Below are 15,001 nucleotides of genomic sequence, written 5' to 3'. Positions count from 1 at the left end.
GACTCAGGTGCGTTACATGGCCGGGATGGTGATCGACGCCACCGGCAACGGCATGTACCTGCCCCTGTCCCTGCTGTTCTTCCACCACGTCACCGGGCTGCCGATCGAGCGGGTCGGCGTCATCATGACCGCGGCGGCGCTGCTCAGCCTGGTCAGCAACCCGATCGCGGGCGTGCTCGTCGACCGCTTCGGCCCGCGAGCCGTCGTCGTGGGCGGCTACCTGGTGCGTGCCGTGGGTTTCGCGACCTACCCGCTGGTGGACTCACCGGTGACGATGTTCCTGGCGGTGGCGCTGGTGGCGCTCGGCGACGGTTCCTACCCGCCGTCGATCCAGTCGTTCGTCGCCGCGATCGCACAGGGCGCGGACCGGGACAAGCTTCTCGCCGCGCAACGCAGCCTGCGCAACGCCGGCCTCGGCGCAGGCGGCCTCATCGCGGGCGCCGCGCTCGGTCTGGGCAGCGACGCCGCCTACCGGGGGATCGTCCTCGTCAGCGCGGCCGCGTTCGTCGGTGCCGCGCTGATCCTCCGCACGATCCCGGTTCCCCCGGTGACCGTGCGTACGGAGACGACCGCCGCACCCCGGAAGGGGGGATACCGGCTCGTCCTGCGCGACGTGAAGTTCCTCGTACTGACCTTGCAGAACGTGCCCACCGCCTTCGGCTACATGGTGCTGTCGGTGGCGCTGCCCGTCTACGTCACCCAGGCACTGAACGCCCCGGAGTCGCTGGTCGGCGTACTGTACGCGGTCAACACCGTCGGCATCGCGCTGTTGCAGATCCCGGTGACGCGGCGGCTGATCCGCTACCGGCGCACCCGCACCACCGCGGTCGGCGCCCTGACGTTCGCGGTGTCGTTCACGGTGTTCGCCGCGCTGTCCATCATCCCCTCCGAGTCGGTTCAACTGGTCGGGGTCTTCGCCGCGACGGCGCTGTTCACGCTGGGAGAGATGCTGCACGGCGCACCGCTGTCGGCGCTGGTGTCGAGCGCGGCGCCCGACGAGACCCGCGGCAGGTACATGTCGGTCTACCAGTTCTCCTGGGCCATTCCGACCGCGCTGGCTCCGGCCGTGCTGACCGCGCTGCTGACCCTGTCGGTCACCTCCATGTGGCTCGTCCTCGCGGCAGGCGTCGTCTGCTCGGCCCTCACCCTGCTCCGCCTAGAACCCCGGCTGCCCGTTCAAGCAGTCCATCCGAACGTTCCGACCGTGCCGGAGTCTCAGGAAGGGCAGGTGCCCTTGGTAGTCGCGGAAAATTCGAGCGAAAGGTTGGCGTGAACTGATGGGCAGATCGAGTTGGCACGTCCTGCTGGGAGAGGACCCTGTCTTCGCGCTCCCGGAGGCCGCCGGCCAGTGCGGCTGGGTCAGCCAGTTGCGGCCGTTGATCGTCGAGATGAGCCGGCCGGGTGACGTCGTGCTCGACCCGTTCGCCGGCTGGGGGACCACGCTGGTCGCGTGCGCGGTCGAGTCCCGGAAGGGAATCGGCCTGGAAGTCTCACCCGAGCGCGCGGAACAGGCACGTCGGCGTCTGAAGGACTATCCCGATCAGACGATGTTGTGCGCGGACGCCCGCACCCCGCCGTTACCGGAGGAGTCGGTGGACTTCGTGCTGGCCGACCTGCCGTACTTCGGCACCGACCTGGACGCGGACTCCACCGTGGAAGGGCAGTTCTACGCGCTTCGCGACTACGACGAGTACCTGAGCGTGGTCGACGACGCCTTCGCCGCCGTGGCGAGGGTCATGCGCCCCGGCGCGCGGGCGGTGCTGGCTGTGCAGAACCGCCGGCTGAACGGCGCGTTCGTGCCGCTGGCCTGGGACGTCGCCCGGGTGCTCGGCCGGCATCTGACCCTGGGCGACGAGCGGATCCACTGCTACGACCGGCCGGTGAGCGACGACGACCCGATGGTGACCAACCGCTCGCACGAGTATCTGCTGGTCGCCGCGAAATAACGGCATCGCGCCGGGTGGCCGTGGAGTCGGGTGCCTCCGACGACCGCCCGGCGCGTCCGTGGGGCCTGCGCGGCCCTCCCGATCGGATCAGGCCGGCCACCAGCTGAGGTAGCGCTCACCGGTGTCCGGGAAGATCGTCACGACTGTCCTGCCCGACAGGTCACGGCGGCGGGCGAGCTCGACGCAGCCGTACGCGGCCGCTCCCGATGAGACGCCGACCAGCAGCCCGGTGGTGGTGGCGATGGCCCGGGTCATGTCGGCCGCGTCGTCATCCGACACGCTGATGACGTCGTCGATGATGGTGACGTCCGTGACGGGGCTGATGAAGCCGCCGTTGAGACCGGGAATCCGGTGCGGTCCGGGCGCGCCGCCGGACAGCAGGGGCGACCCCTCCGGCTCCACCGCGACGATGCGCAGTCCGGGGTTGCGCTCGCGGAGGTAGCGGCCCGTTCCGGTGAGGGTGCCTCCGGTCCCGACTCCGCATACCAGCACGTCGACGGCGCCGCCGGTGCCCTCCCAGATCTCCGGGCCGGTGGTCGTGTAGTGGGCCGCGATGTTGGCGGTGTTCTCGTGCTGGCAGGCGTACCAGGACCCGGGGGTGGCGGCGTGCAGTTCCTTCGCCCGATCGACGCATCCCTGGAAACCGAGGACGTGGTCGGTGAACTCGACCCGGGCGCCCAGCATGCGCAGGGTCAGCAGCCGCTCCCGGGACGCGTTGTCCGGCATGACGACGACGCACGGGTAACCACGGCTGACCGCCACCGCCGCCAGAGCGATGCCGGTGTTGCCCGAAGTGGACTCGATCACGGTCATTCCGGGAGTCAGCTCACCGGACGCCTCGGCCTCTTCGACCATGCGCAGAGCCACCCGGTCCTTGATACTCGACAGCGGGTTCGCCGCCTCCAGCTTGGCGAGCAGAGTGGTGGTCGAGGGCAGGCCGTCAAGGGCGAGGCGGAGCATGGGGGTGTTGCCGATGAGGTCGTCAATCTTGGTGGCGACGTCGCTGCCAGTCAGGGGTAGCATCCAGACTCCTCTGTGCGGGGCCGTCTTCCCGAGGCCGCGAGGACTGCGGGGAGCCGGTCGTGGGGGGCATGGCTGGTTCGAGGGTGCTCAGGCGGTGCGACAAGGTGCGGCGCGGCACGGCGCGGTCCGGCGGTGCCGAAGGCCAGGTCCGACGCCTGACCGCGATCGAGCCGCGGATCACGGGTGCTCTACCGGTGGGCGAAGTCGCACAACGGTACTCCGCCCGCACCGCCGGAGCATCCGCTGATGTGCTCTCTTGTCCGCCCGAAATCGTGCGTCTTGTATACGCTCCACCGAGGACAGCTGCTTGTCTGACCCGGTGACCCACGTGCTCGATCTGGTGGTGCGGTCCGCCAACCGCCGATGTCACTCGTTCCCGGAATGGCACGCGTTGGGCGCATGACGACATAGGACGGGGAGACTGCTTGCCGCGTCCAACACCACGCGATCATCCAGCGAACCGTCAAGCCTGACGACGTCCTGGCCGAACCGGCCGACGCCCGCGCACATGCCGCTGCCCTGATCGGGGACGTCGAGCCCCAGAACCACCGTATCCGACTCCTCGCTGACGCGCAGGCTGACGTCGAGCGCTTCGCCGCTACAGGAGCCGTACTCATAGCTCACCAGCAGCGTGCGTTCGTCGAGCACTTCGAAGTCCGTGACCCCGTCGCCTGAGATGTGGTTGCCGATGGCTTCTTCGACGGTACCGACCGCATCTTGATCGACCGCGACGTAGTCAATCGGGCCAGGCAGGTTCGAGAAGTACAGCCGCCACGCAGGCACGGTCGCCATACCGCGTACGGTCTTCAGCCGCATCGTTGTGAAGGCGGCGCCGGTCAGCTTGTACGCCTCCCCTTCGGGGAAGGTGTACTCCTCGGGCCAGGGGGAGAGAGCCAGCAGCGCCTCTCGCGGCCCGATCACGGGGACCCGCATCGTGGACCCGTCGTCCCAGCGGACCTGCGCCTCGGCCGGCGGAGCGGGGAGCGGGCCGGCCACAACCCAGCCGTACTCCTCATCGTGCTGGATGCGCTTGCGCACCTTCGGCGGCATCGCGCTCAGACTCCCGACCGGGACGAAACCCTTGCGCCAGATCTCCTCGGCGCCGCTGGTCCGCCAGATCCAGACGGCTTGCGCGGCGTGGTCTTCAAACGTGCGCGGTCCTATCAGGAGATGGCCACCGCTGAGGAGCAGCACCATCGCCAGAAGTATCATGACTAATCGCAGCATAAGGCGATCTTGACAGCGTGTCGCTTCGCCGCTGCCGACTTCAAGCTGCCGGATGTCCCTTGAATACGGGAGAAATCCCGGCCGGGCAGATGTCGGGGCATAACCCTTTCCCAAGGGGAGAAGACGTTGTCGGCACCGGAGATCAAACTGTCGCGCGCCCGGCCACCCGTACTGAGTCAGCCGGCTACTGGCCGATGTGCACGAGCCGGCTCATGCGACCCGCAGTCGGCTCGCCGATCGCGAGTGGTTCTCGTCACAGTCGGCAATGACCGTCCAGCAGATCGCTGCTCACATCGGCCATTGCAAAGTACCTAATTCCTACAGGTAATATCGGCAATACGTAAACATGGCTGGTGTGCTGCGCCTTCGCGACGGCGCGACAAGGCGCATCGATAAGGAGAACGTTATGTCCGTGAGTGATGACACCGCTCCGCCCCCATCGCCCACGCCATCGTACACAGCCACGCCTTCACCGACTCCCACCCCCAACCCGACGGACCCGAGCCCCACGCCAAGCCCCACGACACCGACGCCCACACCCACACCCACACCCACACCCACACCGAGCCCGACGGACCCGAGCCCGACACCTACTCCCACGCCCACGCCCACACCCAGCCCGACGGACCCCAGCCCCACGCCAAGCCCCACGACACCGACGCCCACACCCACACCGAGCCCGACGGACCCGAACCCCACCCCCACCCCCACGACACCGAGTCCGACGCCCACACCGACTCCCCCTGCTCCCGTGTTCCCCCCTCCCACCCCGTCACCGACCTCGCCTGGTCTTGCACGCCCAGGTGAGCCGAACACCGATGTCCACGGGAGCGACTTCATGAAGGCGGCCGACGGGTTCGTCGCCGAGCACAATGACCTGGAGAAAGATGTCCGCGGGATTCTCGACGCCATCGCTGCACTGGGCGACTTCATCGGCGTAGATGAGACGGGGAACACGTTCAGGAAGGACTATTCCACCGTATTCGAGAAAGTCACCACGTATGTCGACGCGCTATGCGACATATATCCGACGATCGCCGTACGGCTGGCCGGAATGAAGACCACTTTCGACGTCGCGAACTGGGCCAACATCCAATCACTGCCGAAAGTGTCCGAGCCTCCGGAATTCTCGGAATCGGACAAGAAGCTCAAATACTAACGTTTTTTGGAGACCTGATGACCACACCAGACGGCGGCGTCCCCTTCCTCGACGCAGAAATGAATCGCTTTCTCGCCCAGTTCCAGGCCGACACTCGGCCGCTGGAAGAATTGCAGGAGAGTCTCAAGGCCGTTCGCGGCCGAGGTGAGGCGGCTAATGGCCAGGTGAAGGCAGAGGTGCTGGCGAGCGGCGCGCTCGGCAGCCTGCAGATCGACCCTCGAGCGATGCGGCTCGGCGCGGACGCTTTGGCGGAGGCGGTGCTTGCCGCCGCGAGCAACGCTGCTGCGGACCTGACCACGCAGCTGGCGGGGATGATGATGGACGGCCTGACCCCGTTCGCCGACGAGGTCAGGCGTTTCAGCCAAGACTAACGGTCCGCTCCTCATTGGAAGTGCAGATTCCCACTGGCCCGGGGCGCCGAAAGCGGGAAGACCGCCCCGGCGGCCTCGGGGTCTCGACCGTCGGTCCGCGACCTCCGTTGAGGAACGTCGCGCTGTTATCTGCCCAAGCGCCTGAAATGGTCCTGGCCTGCGGCGACACCCAGCTTGGCGAGCATCTGCTCCCATGTGGGCACCAGGCTGAGCGGATCGTCGATCACGTCGCCAGGTCTGTTGAGTACGTTCCCAGTGATGGTGAAGACGGTGGACCCGGTCATGAACATGACGGCGTTCCGCGCCGCCTCGTTCTTCGGCAGCAGATTCGCGGCCTTCCCAAAATTAGCCGGATCCACATGGTAGAAGACCATGGCCGACGCGAAGTTTATTGCCATGTAGGTACCACGGTCACCCCACGACCCCATGTCCTCCCCTCTCTTCCAGTTGATCCCGTCAACGATCAACTGGTCGAGGCCCGTGTAAGCGGCGCTGCCCCCCAAGGCGTAGATGAACCGCTGCCCCATGGCATGGTTGAACATCTTGAGCAGCAGTCCTGCCTGCCGCTTGCGCATCGCCCAGTTGATCAGCACCTGGACTTTCTTGTCGACCGCCGGCCAGCAGCAGAACATCAGCAGCTCAACCCATTGGGTCATGGCATCCGTCTTGAGCTTGTGCTGAACCTGTTCCAGCATGTCGGCGTAGTCGTCGATCGCATCGGCCAGCCCGCGGATGTACGCGGAAACCAGTGGTGGGTATGGCGCGACTTCGTCCCTGAAGTAGGTTCTGAAGGCATCGATACCCGCGCCGGAGTTGGGCGGCCGCCACAGCCTGCTCGCAACCTCTTCCACATCGTCCAGGCTGACGTCCACCCGAGTGGCCAATTGCCGCAGCAGTTGCGCTGCCTCACGTGCCTTGGCCGGGTCGCCATCAGGGTAAACGACCGACAGCATCTGCCGGACCACGTTGCCGATACCCAAGGCGGAGAACAGCAACCCTCCCACCGGGAGGGACTTCGAGAGGGACTTCGGGAGGGACTTGAGGGATGGACTCACGTAGCGGACCCTTTCTCCACCACCGGACAGCTTGATATCCGAGGTTCGGTTGACCAATCATCCTGCCTATATCATCTGCCACGCTAGCCCCATAGCTTGTGCGATCCTCTCTTTTCGAGCAGAGCGAACAAACAGCCCCAGATGGGTCAACTCCACCAAGGCGTCGCCATGGCCGAAAGTGCTGGAACCAGAGCCGCACGCATGGAGAAACTAGGGGCAGCCGTCAGCGACTTCGAACCGCTGCCCTTCGACGGCGGTGCCGCCGCCCGCTACGGGACCCTGGTGGCCCTCACGATCGCCGCCGATCGCGACCCACGCCCTCGCAGAATGGATCTGATGATCGCAGCGGTGGCATCCACTCGAGGACTGCCGCTCTACACGCGCAACGACGCCGACTTCACGGGGCTCGACAGCGTAGTGACCATAGTGCCTGTGTGAGGTTCCCGCGGAACACACCAAGGATCTGAAACCGCCATTGCCGCCGAACACAATGAAAAGCGCCCCGAAGCATTCATGCTGTTCAGAAGGGGTGATCAGAAGTAGGGTCGAACTGCCGCCCTTCCGCTTTCGCGGACGTAACCTCCTCGTCGCACCCGATGTGAAATATCACCCCAACGCACCTCACCCGAGGCGTTCTTCTGAATCGCCGTGGCCGACCACCTCATCCGAGGCGTCGGGACGAGCATCGCCACGCCGGCCCGAACCGGCCGGACTGGACCCGCCGTACGGTGCCTGCGGTAAAGGATGATCGAAGGCATGCTTTCACCGCTTGTCCGCCGCGCCACCTATCTGCAGTGGGCCTTTCTCGTCCTCGGCGGAGCGTTGCTGATGCCGTACATGATGGCTGGTTCCCTGATCGGCGGGGTGATGGGGGTGTCGGCCGCGTCAGGCGACCCGATTCAGCCGCTGGTCTTCCTGGCGGTGCTGCCGTTGGTGGCAGCGACCGGGCTGGTTCTGCCCGTCCGGGTGCTGGAGGCGACGGCGGCGCGTAGCCTACTGGGCGCCGAGATCGCCCCACTGCCCGCCGAGTGGGCGTCCGGGAGGCGGAGTTGGAGTGAGCGGCGACGCACCGCCACCTGGTTCACCCTGCACCTGGGGGTCGGTGGCGTGATGGCGGGGCTGACCTTGGTGATAGTTCCATTCGTGGTCGTGGTGATCCTGCTACCGGTCACCGGTACCCCGTTCGACCTGGGGGTCGTGGAACCCTTACGGGCGGTCTGGTGGGGCGGCCCGTTGTTGGGCGTCGCCCTCCTGGTCGCGCTCGTCTACCTGATCGCCGGAGTGGGCGCGGTGCTGGCCCGGTCGGCGCCGAAGCTGCTTGGCCCCTCACCCGCCCAGCGGTTGGCGCTGCTGGAGGAGCGGGTCCGCCGCCAAGCGGTCCGCAACAGCCTGGCCCGTGAACTGCACGACTCGCTCGGGCACGCGCTGAGCGTGGTGACCATACAGGCTGGGGCGTCCACCCGGATCCTGGACCGCGACCCCGTGGCGGTCCGGGCCGCGCTGGGAGTGATCGAGGAAACGGCGCGCGCGGCGCTTGAGGAGCTGGACCAGGTGCTGAGGGTGTTGCGCGAGCAGGACCACGATCCGTCCACAGCCCCATCGCGGACTCTCGCCGACCTGGGCGACCTCGTAGACGCGACCGGTGCCGCCGCTGAGGTCGCCGGCGACCTTGCCGCCGTTCCCACCGTGGTCTCCCGGGAGATGTACCGGATCGCCCAGGAGTCGCTCACCAACGCCCTGCGCCACGGCAGCGGTCCGGTACGGCTGGCGCTGGCCGTGTACGACGACCATCTGGAGCTCGACGTGTACAACCCGGCGGGACGGACTCCTGGCCGGAGTGGCCGTGGCGTCGGTGGCATGCGCGAGCGGGTCACGCTGCTGGGCGGCGACTTCGACGCCGGTCCCGTGGGCGGAGAGTGGCACGTGTCGGTACGGCTGCCGCTCCGTCCCTGAAGGGCGGGGGGTTAGTGTCGGACGCATGCCGATTCGTGTGGTCATCGCCGATGACGAGGATCTGATCCGGACCGGTCTGCGGATCATCGTCGACACCGAGCCCGACCTGGAGGTGGTCGGTGAAGCGGCTGATGGAGCGGCGGTGGTGCCGGTGGTGCGCACGACGCGGCCCGACGTGGTGCTGATGGATGTGCGGATGCCCGCGGTAGACGGCATCCAGGCCACCCGGCTGCTGCTGGCGCTGCCTCAGCCGCCCAAGGTCGTCGTGGTGACCACCTTGGACAACGACGACTACGTATACGACGCGCTGCGCGCGGGGGCCAGCGGCTTCCTGCTCAAGCGCAGCCGGCCCGACGACCTGGTGCAAGCCATCCGAATCGTCGCCGCCGGGGAATCGCTGCTGTTCCCGACCGCGATCCGCGCGCTCGCCGCGAACCGTCAGACCCGGTACGCCGCCACCCGTGCCGTCCCCGGCCTCGGAAAGCTGACCGCACGGGAGGCCGACGTGCTACGGCTGATGGCCCGCGGCCGATCCAACACTGAGATCGCCGCCGAACTGGTGGTCGGGGCTGAGACAGTGAAGACCCACGTCGGCAGCATCCTGGCCAAGCTGGGAGCGCGCGATCGCACCCAGGCCGTCATCACGGCCTACGAGTCCGGCTTCGTCTCGCCCGGCTGAGCCCAGAGCACGATGAGATCGTCCGACTCCCCGGCACGGACACCCTTCCTCCGCCGCAGCGAAACCCTGCCAGAGGCGGCTCCGCCCGGACAGCCCGGCCGGAGCGATCAAGATGCCTGATGCTCCCCCTTATGGGGGAGAGGCTTCCCTCGCTCTAGCGATTCGGTGACCGATGCCCGGCGCCTACAGTCGAAAACATGATCGATTCAGTTCGTCCACGACGCTGGCCGGCGTACGCGCTGGCGCTGCTGTTTCTCAGCTACACCATGGGGAAGGCCGCCTTCGCCCTGCAGGCCCGGCTCGGGTTTCCGGGTGGCCCGCCTGTGTCAGACGCCGAGACCGCAAGTTACTTCCTTGCTCCTGCCGCGGCGCAGTGGCTCGCGGCCGCGTCCGGCCTGCTGGGCGCATGCGTCGTCCTCGCCACCGTCACGCCTTTGGGACGCAGGGCGCCGAGAAGCGTGACGCTGCCCGTTCTGATCGTGATGCTACTGGCCGTCGGCTACGGTGCCGGGGTCATGGTCGTGGACGGGTTCATCGGCATCGGCGTCGGCTGGCACTGGTACCACGGGGTGCTCGGCGTTGTCGTGATCGGGCTGTTCCTGGAAATGGTCCGCTCCTATGCTGTGGCGACGCGACGTGTCACGCGCTGACCAGGGGCGGATGGGGGCGTACGGAGCGGCCGCATGCGCTGTCGTCTACGGGGCAATGAAGCTGGCGCAGGCGCTGGGAGCCAACGCGCTGGCCGACAAGGACCCCCTGCCTCCGGAACTGCGTGAACGGCTGCTCGCCCGCGATCCCGTCTTCGTGGCGAGCCACTGGTTGCTGGCCGGTGCCGCGGCGATCGGCGTGATCGTCGCGTTGGCCACCGTACGGCCCTGGGGCGCCGCCGTCTCACGTCGGCTGCTGACCGCGGTGGCCTGGACGCTGGGCATCTTCATGATCGCCCGATCGGTGGGAGTGCTCGGGTTCGGCTTCGCAGGCGACGCGCTGCTGCTGACCGAGGTCCGTCCGGCACCTGCCGAGCACGTCGAACTGGTCCATACCCTGGCGCGCTGGGACCTGCTTGTGTGGTCGCCGTTCTTCCTGCTCTGGGGAGTTTGCTGGGCGACCGTCGGATGGCGGCTGCGCAGACGCTGCCGTCAGTGCTCAGCGGGGAACGATTTGTGCCCGCACGCCGGGTAGATCGTCGAACGCGGCAGACGAGTCCATCGTGATCACGGTTCTCGCGGTGGTCGCAGCCGTCGCGGCAATCAGCAGATCGTATGCTCCCCGCGTCTTTCCTTCTCGTCGCACATGTGCCATAAGACGAGCGTGGACCCTGGCCACATCTGTGGTGTACTCCTCGACCGGGATCAACGCAAGGACCTCGTCCACAAAGGCCTGCCGGCCGGGACGGCGTGCCGCGTCCGCCAACTCCACGCCGACGAGCAACTCGGCCACGGTGATCGCGGCAATCGCCACATCATCGGCATCCCCGATCACCGCGTCCACCGAAGCCCTGCCTCGCTCCGCGGCGATGAGCACGCCGGTGTCCAGGATCAGGCGTCGGGCCACGTTTCCCTCATCTCGTCGTCGGCCGTCTCCCGAGCTGCCGCGATGTCGGCCTCGAAATCGGCGTCCAGCGTTCCCGCGCTTCTGGTCAGAAAGGCCTTGACCATACGCCCTGGCGCGGTAGGCGCGGGGCCGATCATCGCGATTTGCCTACCCCCACGGGTGACCATGATTGTCTCCCCTCGCTCGGCCTCGTCCAGAACGGTCGCGAAGCTTCGAGATGCTTCGGTGGCAGTCATCACCTTCATGAAATCAGATTATCTGATTCTCGCTTACTCTTTGAGTAACCGGTAGGGCTACAGGGCCGTCGCCCTTGCTGTCAGCGTCGCCGTCACCAAAGATCAAAATCATTCGATGTGACCGAGCGCTTCGGTTGGCCTGAAAGGCCAACCGAAGCGCTTACACACGCCTGCCCCCGAGGGGCTTGCCGCTTTGTTCAATTGTGCTCGGGCTCCACCAGGAGCCCCAGTTCGGTGTCGGTGTCGGTCTCGGTCTTCTCCGGCGACAGGCGGGTGCGCAAGATCTCAGGGCCGGTGCGGGTGCGGTACGAGTTCGACGGGAACCACTCGGTGAACACGTCCCACAGCTTCTGGATGGCCTGCGGCGCCGGATGTACTCCGACAGCGGCATGCCCGCGAGCGCGGAGAACATCGGGTGATGGTGTTCGGCCTCTTCGCGTGATCTTGTCCGGCATGTCGTCGTGAAGCTGATGTGTTGTGGACAGCACTCGCCCGATGGTCGACAACGGCCGGCGCGGCGCTGCCGGACGTGCCGCTGCCCGGGCGCTGGTTCTCCGCCCGGTTCCGGGAACGGATGAAGCATGTCTACCCGGCGCTGCCGTCGGTGCCGTCCCCGTCCGGACCGGGGGTGTCCTGTCCCAGGCCCCGACGGATCGCGATCTCCACGGGTGAGTACGCGCCGTCGGCCCGCTCCAGTTCGTACGGCACGGCCGGCATCAGCGGCGGCTGGGCCATGAAGCGCGGCCGCACCCCATGGTGCGGTTGCGCCGCGTGCACCAGGAACGGATGGCACAGGAAGACGTCGCCCGGGGACCCGGTGGCGAGGGCGAGTGGCCGGTGGTCGGACGCCGCCACCAGATCGGGCGCAAGGACCAGCCCGCTCGCCCCGTCCTCCCCGTACTTCTCCAGCACCTTCGGCACGTCGAGGTGTGAGCCGACCCGGATCCGGGTCGGGGCGTCCTCCTCACCGACCTCGCTGAACAGGAACAGCATCAGCAGCGCCCGGCCCCGGGAGTGCAGATTTGTGAAGTACCAGCTCTCACCCTCCGGCAGATAGCTCCCCTCGATGTGCCAGCCCGCGTCGTCCGGCTCCTCCTCGTGCGGGAAGCGCAGCGGGAACGTGCCCAGCGAGTAGCGCGGCTCCCAGCGTCCCGCGCCGACGAGCAGGTCGTACGCGTGCTGCAGGAATGGGGAGTTGGGTGCGGCGGCGAACGGCCCCTGCGCCATGCCGGCCACCCAGTGCACGGGCTGCGTCCACGTCGCTGGATCGTCCGGGTCGCAGCCCGTCTCTCGCCACAGCAGCCGCGCGCAGTCCGCGGCCACGCGCGGCGCGACGGCGCCCTCCAACTTCACGAAGCCGTCGCGGAGGAAGCGGGATACCAAGGTCGTGTCATCCATGTCCCCATCGTGCGGCCACACCGGTCCCGATCACCCGACATTCTCCGCACCGCCTTTGTCGGGTGTTCACCGAGCCCCTTCTTGCCCCTCTGAGACCGGAAGCAACCGCCCTGCGGTCACAGGACCACATTGCCGACGACTGGCGAACACTCCGCGGATGAGTACCTCCGACCGAATCCAGGAAGCCTCATCAACATCTTGTGCCCGATCAAGTCGGGTACACGAGGCAGCCCGGAAAGTCGAGCGGCAGTGGTCGCGGCCCGGCTCGCTCTCCCTCTCAGCAAGCTCGGTGACGCTCTCGGGTAAGCCGACAGCTCATGTCTTCGTAGGCCATCGCCCCGACCTGGCGTGCGAGGCCATTGCTGTCATGGAGATCAAAAAAGCCCCGAACGGTGATCGTTCGGGGCGTCTTCCCTGCTCAGTTGCTGTGGTCAGGGGCGGGGTCGAACCGCCGACCTTCCGCTTTTCAGGCGGACGCTCGTACCAACTGAGCTACCTGACCTCGGTGGTGGATCGAACACCTACCAGAGCGGTCCTGACGGGACTTGAACCCGCGACCTCCACCTTGACAGGGTGGCGAGCACTCCAACTGCTCTACAGGACCTTGCTTTGGTCGGAAATTTTCGCTTCCGTCCTTCTTGCCTTGCTAAGCTTACCAGTTCTTCGGAGGTCTACGACCTGCCGTTTCCCTGGCGAGCCTTCGCTCGACCGTGCCCCCAACGGGATTCGAACCCGTGTCGCCGCCTTGAAAGGGCGGTGTCCTAGGCCACTAGACGATGGGGGCTCGGAATTCGCATTCCGTTCCATTGCCGTCTTCCGCTGGAGACCTCTGAAGCATAGGGGACTTTTGCCCCGATGCCAAAGCGGCTTTCCGGCTTAAGGCGACGTGGTTCCGCTGAACGATCCCGTCGGAGACGGGGCGCTCGTCGGCCCAGGAGAAATTGTACGGCCAGGGTCGGTCTCAACGTGACGTTCGATCTGAACCGACTGCTCGCCGAGGCCCCCCAGAGTGATGTCGTCCCAGGCCCGCAGGCGATGCGTCTTCCGGTCGAAGTACAGAACCGAGGCCGCGACGGGGGTGGGTTCGTCGTGCTCCAGGGCGCGCAGGCCGGCTCCACCGGTGGAACCCTGGACGAGCAGGCGGGTCCCCGAGGGGAGCAGTTCGGTGGATCGGGCGTGGGTGTGGCCCGAGAGGATCATCGGGACGGCGCCGGAGAACTCCCTGGCGATCGAGGGGTCGTGCACCGCCACGAGATCGACCGGCTTGAACGCCTGGCCGAGCCGTGTCGCGTGGGCATGGCCCAGCGCCGTGAGGGAGGTGGGATCGGAGCCGACGTCCACGCTTTTGTCGGGGGTGAAGCGGGGGTCGCCCAGGCCGTAGATGCGCAGCCCCGCCACCGACTTGACGGAGTCGTCGAGGACGACCGCGTTCTTCTCCTTGTCCACGGCTCGCTGGGTGGCCTTGGAGTCGTGGTTGCCCCTGACGAAGACGTACGGCACGTCGAAGCTGCTGATCTCCTCGACGAACCTGTCCTCGGGGCCGGTCCCGTGGTCGGTCAGGTCGCCGGTGTCCACGATCGCGTCGATTTTGAACTGCTTGGTGACCGAGTGCATGAGGTTCCATGCGATGGGGCTGAGATGGATGTCGGAGACGTGCAGCACCCGGATCGACTCGGGGTCGGAGTCGTAGACCGGCAGGGCGGACACCGTGTCGTAGAGCTGGGAGACGTTGTTGACCAGCTTGGCGAGCTGGACCCGGTAGGACTCGAACCTGGTCACGATCGACTCGGCGTCGCCCACCAGAGACGGCGCCCCGGCCAGCAGGCCGGTGTATTTCGGCTCCACCACCGAGTTGGGCCGGAAGGTCAACAGGGCGGCCACGCCCGTACCGGCGATCAGGACTGCGGCGCTCAGCAGGCCCGCCAGGGCAGGCCCGGGACGGCGGAAGACGATCAGCGAGGTGAGGAGCGCTCCGGCCAGACCGCAGAGGGCGGCACGCAGGATCAGTGTTTTGACCCCTTCGCGCAGTTCCTTCTCCAGCAGCGCGGGGAGCTGGTCGGAGAACCGGGAATCCTCCAGCAGCACGCCGGCCCGGTCGGTGTTGATGTTCTCAAGGGTGATGCGCAGGCCGATCGGGGCGTTGTGCGTGTCGAACAGGAGCGTGCCCAGCGGATGGGCGTCCACGACGGTCTCCCCCGACCAGGAGGGCTTGGCGGTCATGCCGACCTCGACGGGGCCGACGTTGGCGTGCACCGTGCCGCCGAGCGCGATGCCCAGCCAGGCCCCGCCTGCGGCGATGACGACGACCGTCAGGGTGCGTACGGTGCGCCCCGTCGCGAAGCGACGGAGTCTCTGGGTCCAGTGCGTGATGTCCATGCGGCTTCTCCCTTACCCGAAAGC

At 67.0% G+C, this 15,001-nt stretch carries 17 protein-coding genes and 3 tRNA genes; 9 read left to right on the top strand and 11 right to left on the bottom strand.

What is annotated here, in order from left to right; genetic code table 11:
* Positions 1-16 precede the first annotated feature (16 nt).
* Positions 17-1,273 (top strand): MFS transporter, encoded by a 1,257-nt coding sequence (locus OHA77_RS22705; RefSeq protein WP_406311541.1) that lies wholly within the window; start codon positions 17-19, stop codon positions 1,271-1,273.
* A gap of 4 nt (positions 1,274-1,277) precedes the next feature.
* The gene (locus OHA77_RS22700) at positions 1,278-1,946 is read left to right on the top strand and encodes a DNA methyltransferase (protein ID WP_326826270.1); all 669 of its coding nucleotides are present in this window, start codon (positions 1,278-1,280) and stop codon (positions 1,944-1,946) included.
* Positions 1,947-2,033: 87 nt separating this feature from the next.
* Here the strand turns inward: OHA77_RS22700 and OHA77_RS22695 are convergent, their stop codons facing one another.
* Both OHA77_RS22695 and OHA77_RS22690 read right to left on the bottom strand, forming a co-directional pair.
* A complete protein-coding gene (locus tag OHA77_RS22695; RefSeq protein WP_406311540.1) occupies positions 2,034-2,969 on the bottom strand; it encodes a PLP-dependent cysteine synthase family protein in 936 nt (311 codons plus the stop codon).
* A gap of 366 nt (positions 2,970-3,335) precedes the next feature.
* The gene (locus tag OHA77_RS22690) at positions 3,336-4,166 is read right to left on the bottom strand and encodes a hypothetical protein (protein ID WP_406311539.1); all 831 of its coding nucleotides are present in this window, start codon (positions 4,164-4,166) and stop codon (positions 3,336-3,338) included.
* A gap of 868 nt (positions 4,167-5,034) precedes the next feature.
* Between OHA77_RS22690 and OHA77_RS22685 the strand changes: the two genes are divergently transcribed.
* Together OHA77_RS22685 and OHA77_RS22680 are read left to right on the top strand one after the other, a co-directional pair.
* On the top strand, positions 5,035-5,355 hold the full coding sequence (locus OHA77_RS22685; RefSeq protein ID WP_406311538.1) for a hypothetical protein: 321 nt from the start codon (positions 5,035-5,037) through the stop codon (positions 5,353-5,355).
* A gap of 17 nt (positions 5,356-5,372) precedes the next feature.
* Positions 5,373-5,726, top strand: coding sequence for a YbaB/EbfC family nucleoid-associated protein (locus OHA77_RS22680; RefSeq protein ID WP_406311537.1), 354 nt, complete (start codon positions 5,373-5,375; stop codon positions 5,724-5,726).
* A gap of 125 nt (positions 5,727-5,851) precedes the next feature.
* On the opposite strand, the gene OHA77_RS22675 is transcribed toward OHA77_RS22680, so the two are convergent.
* Positions 5,852-6,721, bottom strand: coding sequence for a hypothetical protein (locus tag OHA77_RS22675; protein ID WP_406311536.1), 870 nt, complete (start codon positions 6,719-6,721; stop codon positions 5,852-5,854).
* Between the two features lie 261 nt (positions 6,722-6,982).
* Here OHA77_RS22675 and OHA77_RS22670 point away from each other — a divergent pair, with 261 nt between their 5' ends.
* From OHA77_RS22670 to OHA77_RS22650, 5 genes are all read left to right on the top strand, one after another.
* Complete coding sequence (locus tag OHA77_RS22670) at positions 6,983-7,219, top strand: hypothetical protein (RefSeq protein ID WP_406311535.1); 237 nt, start codon at positions 6,983-6,985, stop codon at positions 7,217-7,219.
* A 318-nt stretch (positions 7,220-7,537) separates the two neighbouring features.
* Positions 7,538-8,734: a sensor histidine kinase gene (locus tag OHA77_RS22665; protein WP_406311534.1), complete on the top strand. Its 1,197-nt coding sequence runs from the start codon at positions 7,538-7,540 to the stop codon at positions 8,732-8,734.
* Positions 8,735-8,759: 25 nt separating this feature from the next.
* Complete coding sequence (locus tag OHA77_RS22660; protein WP_406311533.1) at positions 8,760-9,413, top strand: response regulator; 654 nt, start codon at positions 8,760-8,762, stop codon at positions 9,411-9,413.
* A gap of 197 nt (positions 9,414-9,610) precedes the next feature.
* A complete protein-coding gene (locus OHA77_RS22655; protein WP_406311532.1) occupies positions 9,611-10,063 on the top strand; it encodes a hypothetical protein in 453 nt (150 codons plus the stop codon).
* Positions 10,050-10,595 carry a DUF3995 domain-containing protein gene (locus OHA77_RS22650; protein ID WP_406311531.1) on the top strand — a complete coding sequence of 182 codons (546 nt, stop codon included), beginning with the start codon at positions 10,050-10,052 and terminating at the stop codon, positions 10,593-10,595. Before OHA77_RS22655 ends, OHA77_RS22650 begins: the two co-directional genes overlap by 14 nt.
* On the opposite strand, the gene OHA77_RS22645 is transcribed toward OHA77_RS22650, so the two are convergent.
* The 8 genes from OHA77_RS22645 to OHA77_RS22610 all read right to left on the bottom strand — a co-directional run bounded on the left by OHA77_RS22645 (position 10,560) and on the right by OHA77_RS22610 (position 14,977).
* A complete protein-coding gene (locus OHA77_RS22645; RefSeq protein WP_406311530.1) occupies positions 10,560-10,967 on the bottom strand; it encodes a PIN domain-containing protein in 408 nt (135 codons plus the stop codon). The genes OHA77_RS22650 and OHA77_RS22645 overlap by 36 nt on opposite strands.
* On the bottom strand, positions 10,952-11,212 hold the full coding sequence (locus OHA77_RS22640) for a type II toxin-antitoxin system Phd/YefM family antitoxin (protein WP_406311529.1): 261 nt from the start codon (positions 11,210-11,212) through the stop codon (positions 10,952-10,954). Before OHA77_RS22640 ends, OHA77_RS22645 begins: the two co-directional genes overlap by 16 nt.
* Before the next feature lie 188 nt (positions 11,213-11,400).
* A complete protein-coding gene (locus OHA77_RS22635; RefSeq protein WP_406311528.1) occupies positions 11,401-11,541 on the bottom strand; it encodes a hypothetical protein in 141 nt (46 codons plus the stop codon).
* A gap of 247 nt (positions 11,542-11,788) precedes the next feature.
* Positions 11,789-12,601 (bottom strand): phytanoyl-CoA dioxygenase family protein, encoded by an 813-nt coding sequence (locus OHA77_RS22630; protein ID WP_406311527.1) that lies wholly within the window; start codon positions 12,599-12,601, stop codon positions 11,789-11,791.
* Between the two features lie 428 nt (positions 12,602-13,029).
* Positions 13,030-13,103 (bottom strand) — tRNA-Phe (locus tag OHA77_RS22625).
* A 28-nt stretch (positions 13,104-13,131) separates the two neighbouring features.
* Positions 13,132-13,205 (bottom strand) — tRNA-Asp (locus OHA77_RS22620).
* A gap of 107 nt (positions 13,206-13,312) precedes the next feature.
* A tRNA-Glu gene (locus OHA77_RS22615) sits at positions 13,313-13,385 on the bottom strand.
* A gap of 92 nt (positions 13,386-13,477) precedes the next feature.
* Positions 13,478-14,977 carry a metallophosphoesterase gene (locus OHA77_RS22610; RefSeq protein ID WP_406311526.1) on the bottom strand — a complete coding sequence of 500 codons (1,500 nt, stop codon included), beginning with the start codon at positions 14,975-14,977 and terminating at the stop codon, positions 13,478-13,480.
* Between the last annotated feature and the right edge of the window lie 24 nt (positions 14,978-15,001).

The sequence above is a fragment of the Streptosporangium sp. NBC_01639 genome (genome assembly GCF_045209755.1).
Taxonomy (GTDB): Bacteria; Actinomycetota; Actinomycetes; order Streptosporangiales; family Streptosporangiaceae; genus Streptosporangium.
This window is presented reverse-complemented; position numbering and strand designations above follow the sequence as displayed.

Excerpts from the sequence above, each read along its gene's own strand:
- OHA77_RS22670 (WP_406311535.1), top strand. The coding sequence starts at position 6,983 with ATGGAGAAACTAGGGGCAGCCGTCAGCGACTTCGAACCGCTGCCCTTC.
- OHA77_RS22680 (WP_406311537.1), top strand. The coding sequence starts at position 5,373 with ATGACCACACCAGACGGCGGCGTCCCCTTCCTCGACGCAGAAATGAAT.
- OHA77_RS22640 (WP_406311529.1), bottom strand. The coding sequence starts at position 11,212 with ATGAAGGTGATGACTGCCACCGAAGCATCTCGAAGCTTCGCGACCGTT.
- OHA77_RS22700 (WP_326826270.1), top strand. The coding sequence starts at position 1,278 with ATGGGCAGATCGAGTTGGCACGTCCTGCTGGGAGAGGACCCTGTCTTC.
- OHA77_RS22690 (WP_406311539.1), bottom strand. The coding sequence starts at position 4,166 with ATGGTGCTGCTCCTCAGCGGTGGCCATCTCCTGATAGGACCGCGCACG.
- OHA77_RS22610 (WP_406311526.1), bottom strand. The coding sequence starts at position 14,977 with ATGGACATCACGCACTGGACCCAGAGACTCCGTCGCTTCGCGACGGGG.
- OHA77_RS22660 (WP_406311533.1), top strand. The coding sequence starts at position 8,760 with ATGCCGATTCGTGTGGTCATCGCCGATGACGAGGATCTGATCCGGACC.
- OHA77_RS22695 (WP_406311540.1), bottom strand. The coding sequence starts at position 2,969 with ATGCTACCCCTGACTGGCAGCGACGTCGCCACCAAGATTGACGACCTC.
- OHA77_RS22685 (WP_406311538.1), top strand. The coding sequence starts at position 5,035 with ATGAAGGCGGCCGACGGGTTCGTCGCCGAGCACAATGACCTGGAGAAA.
- OHA77_RS22705 (WP_406311541.1), top strand. The coding sequence starts at position 17 with ATGGCCGGGATGGTGATCGACGCCACCGGCAACGGCATGTACCTGCCC.
- OHA77_RS22655 (WP_406311532.1), top strand. The coding sequence starts at position 9,611 with ATGATCGATTCAGTTCGTCCACGACGCTGGCCGGCGTACGCGCTGGCG.
- OHA77_RS22630 (WP_406311527.1), bottom strand. The coding sequence starts at position 12,601 with ATGGATGACACGACCTTGGTATCCCGCTTCCTCCGCGACGGCTTCGTG.
- OHA77_RS22665 (WP_406311534.1), top strand. The coding sequence starts at position 7,538 with ATGCTTTCACCGCTTGTCCGCCGCGCCACCTATCTGCAGTGGGCCTTT.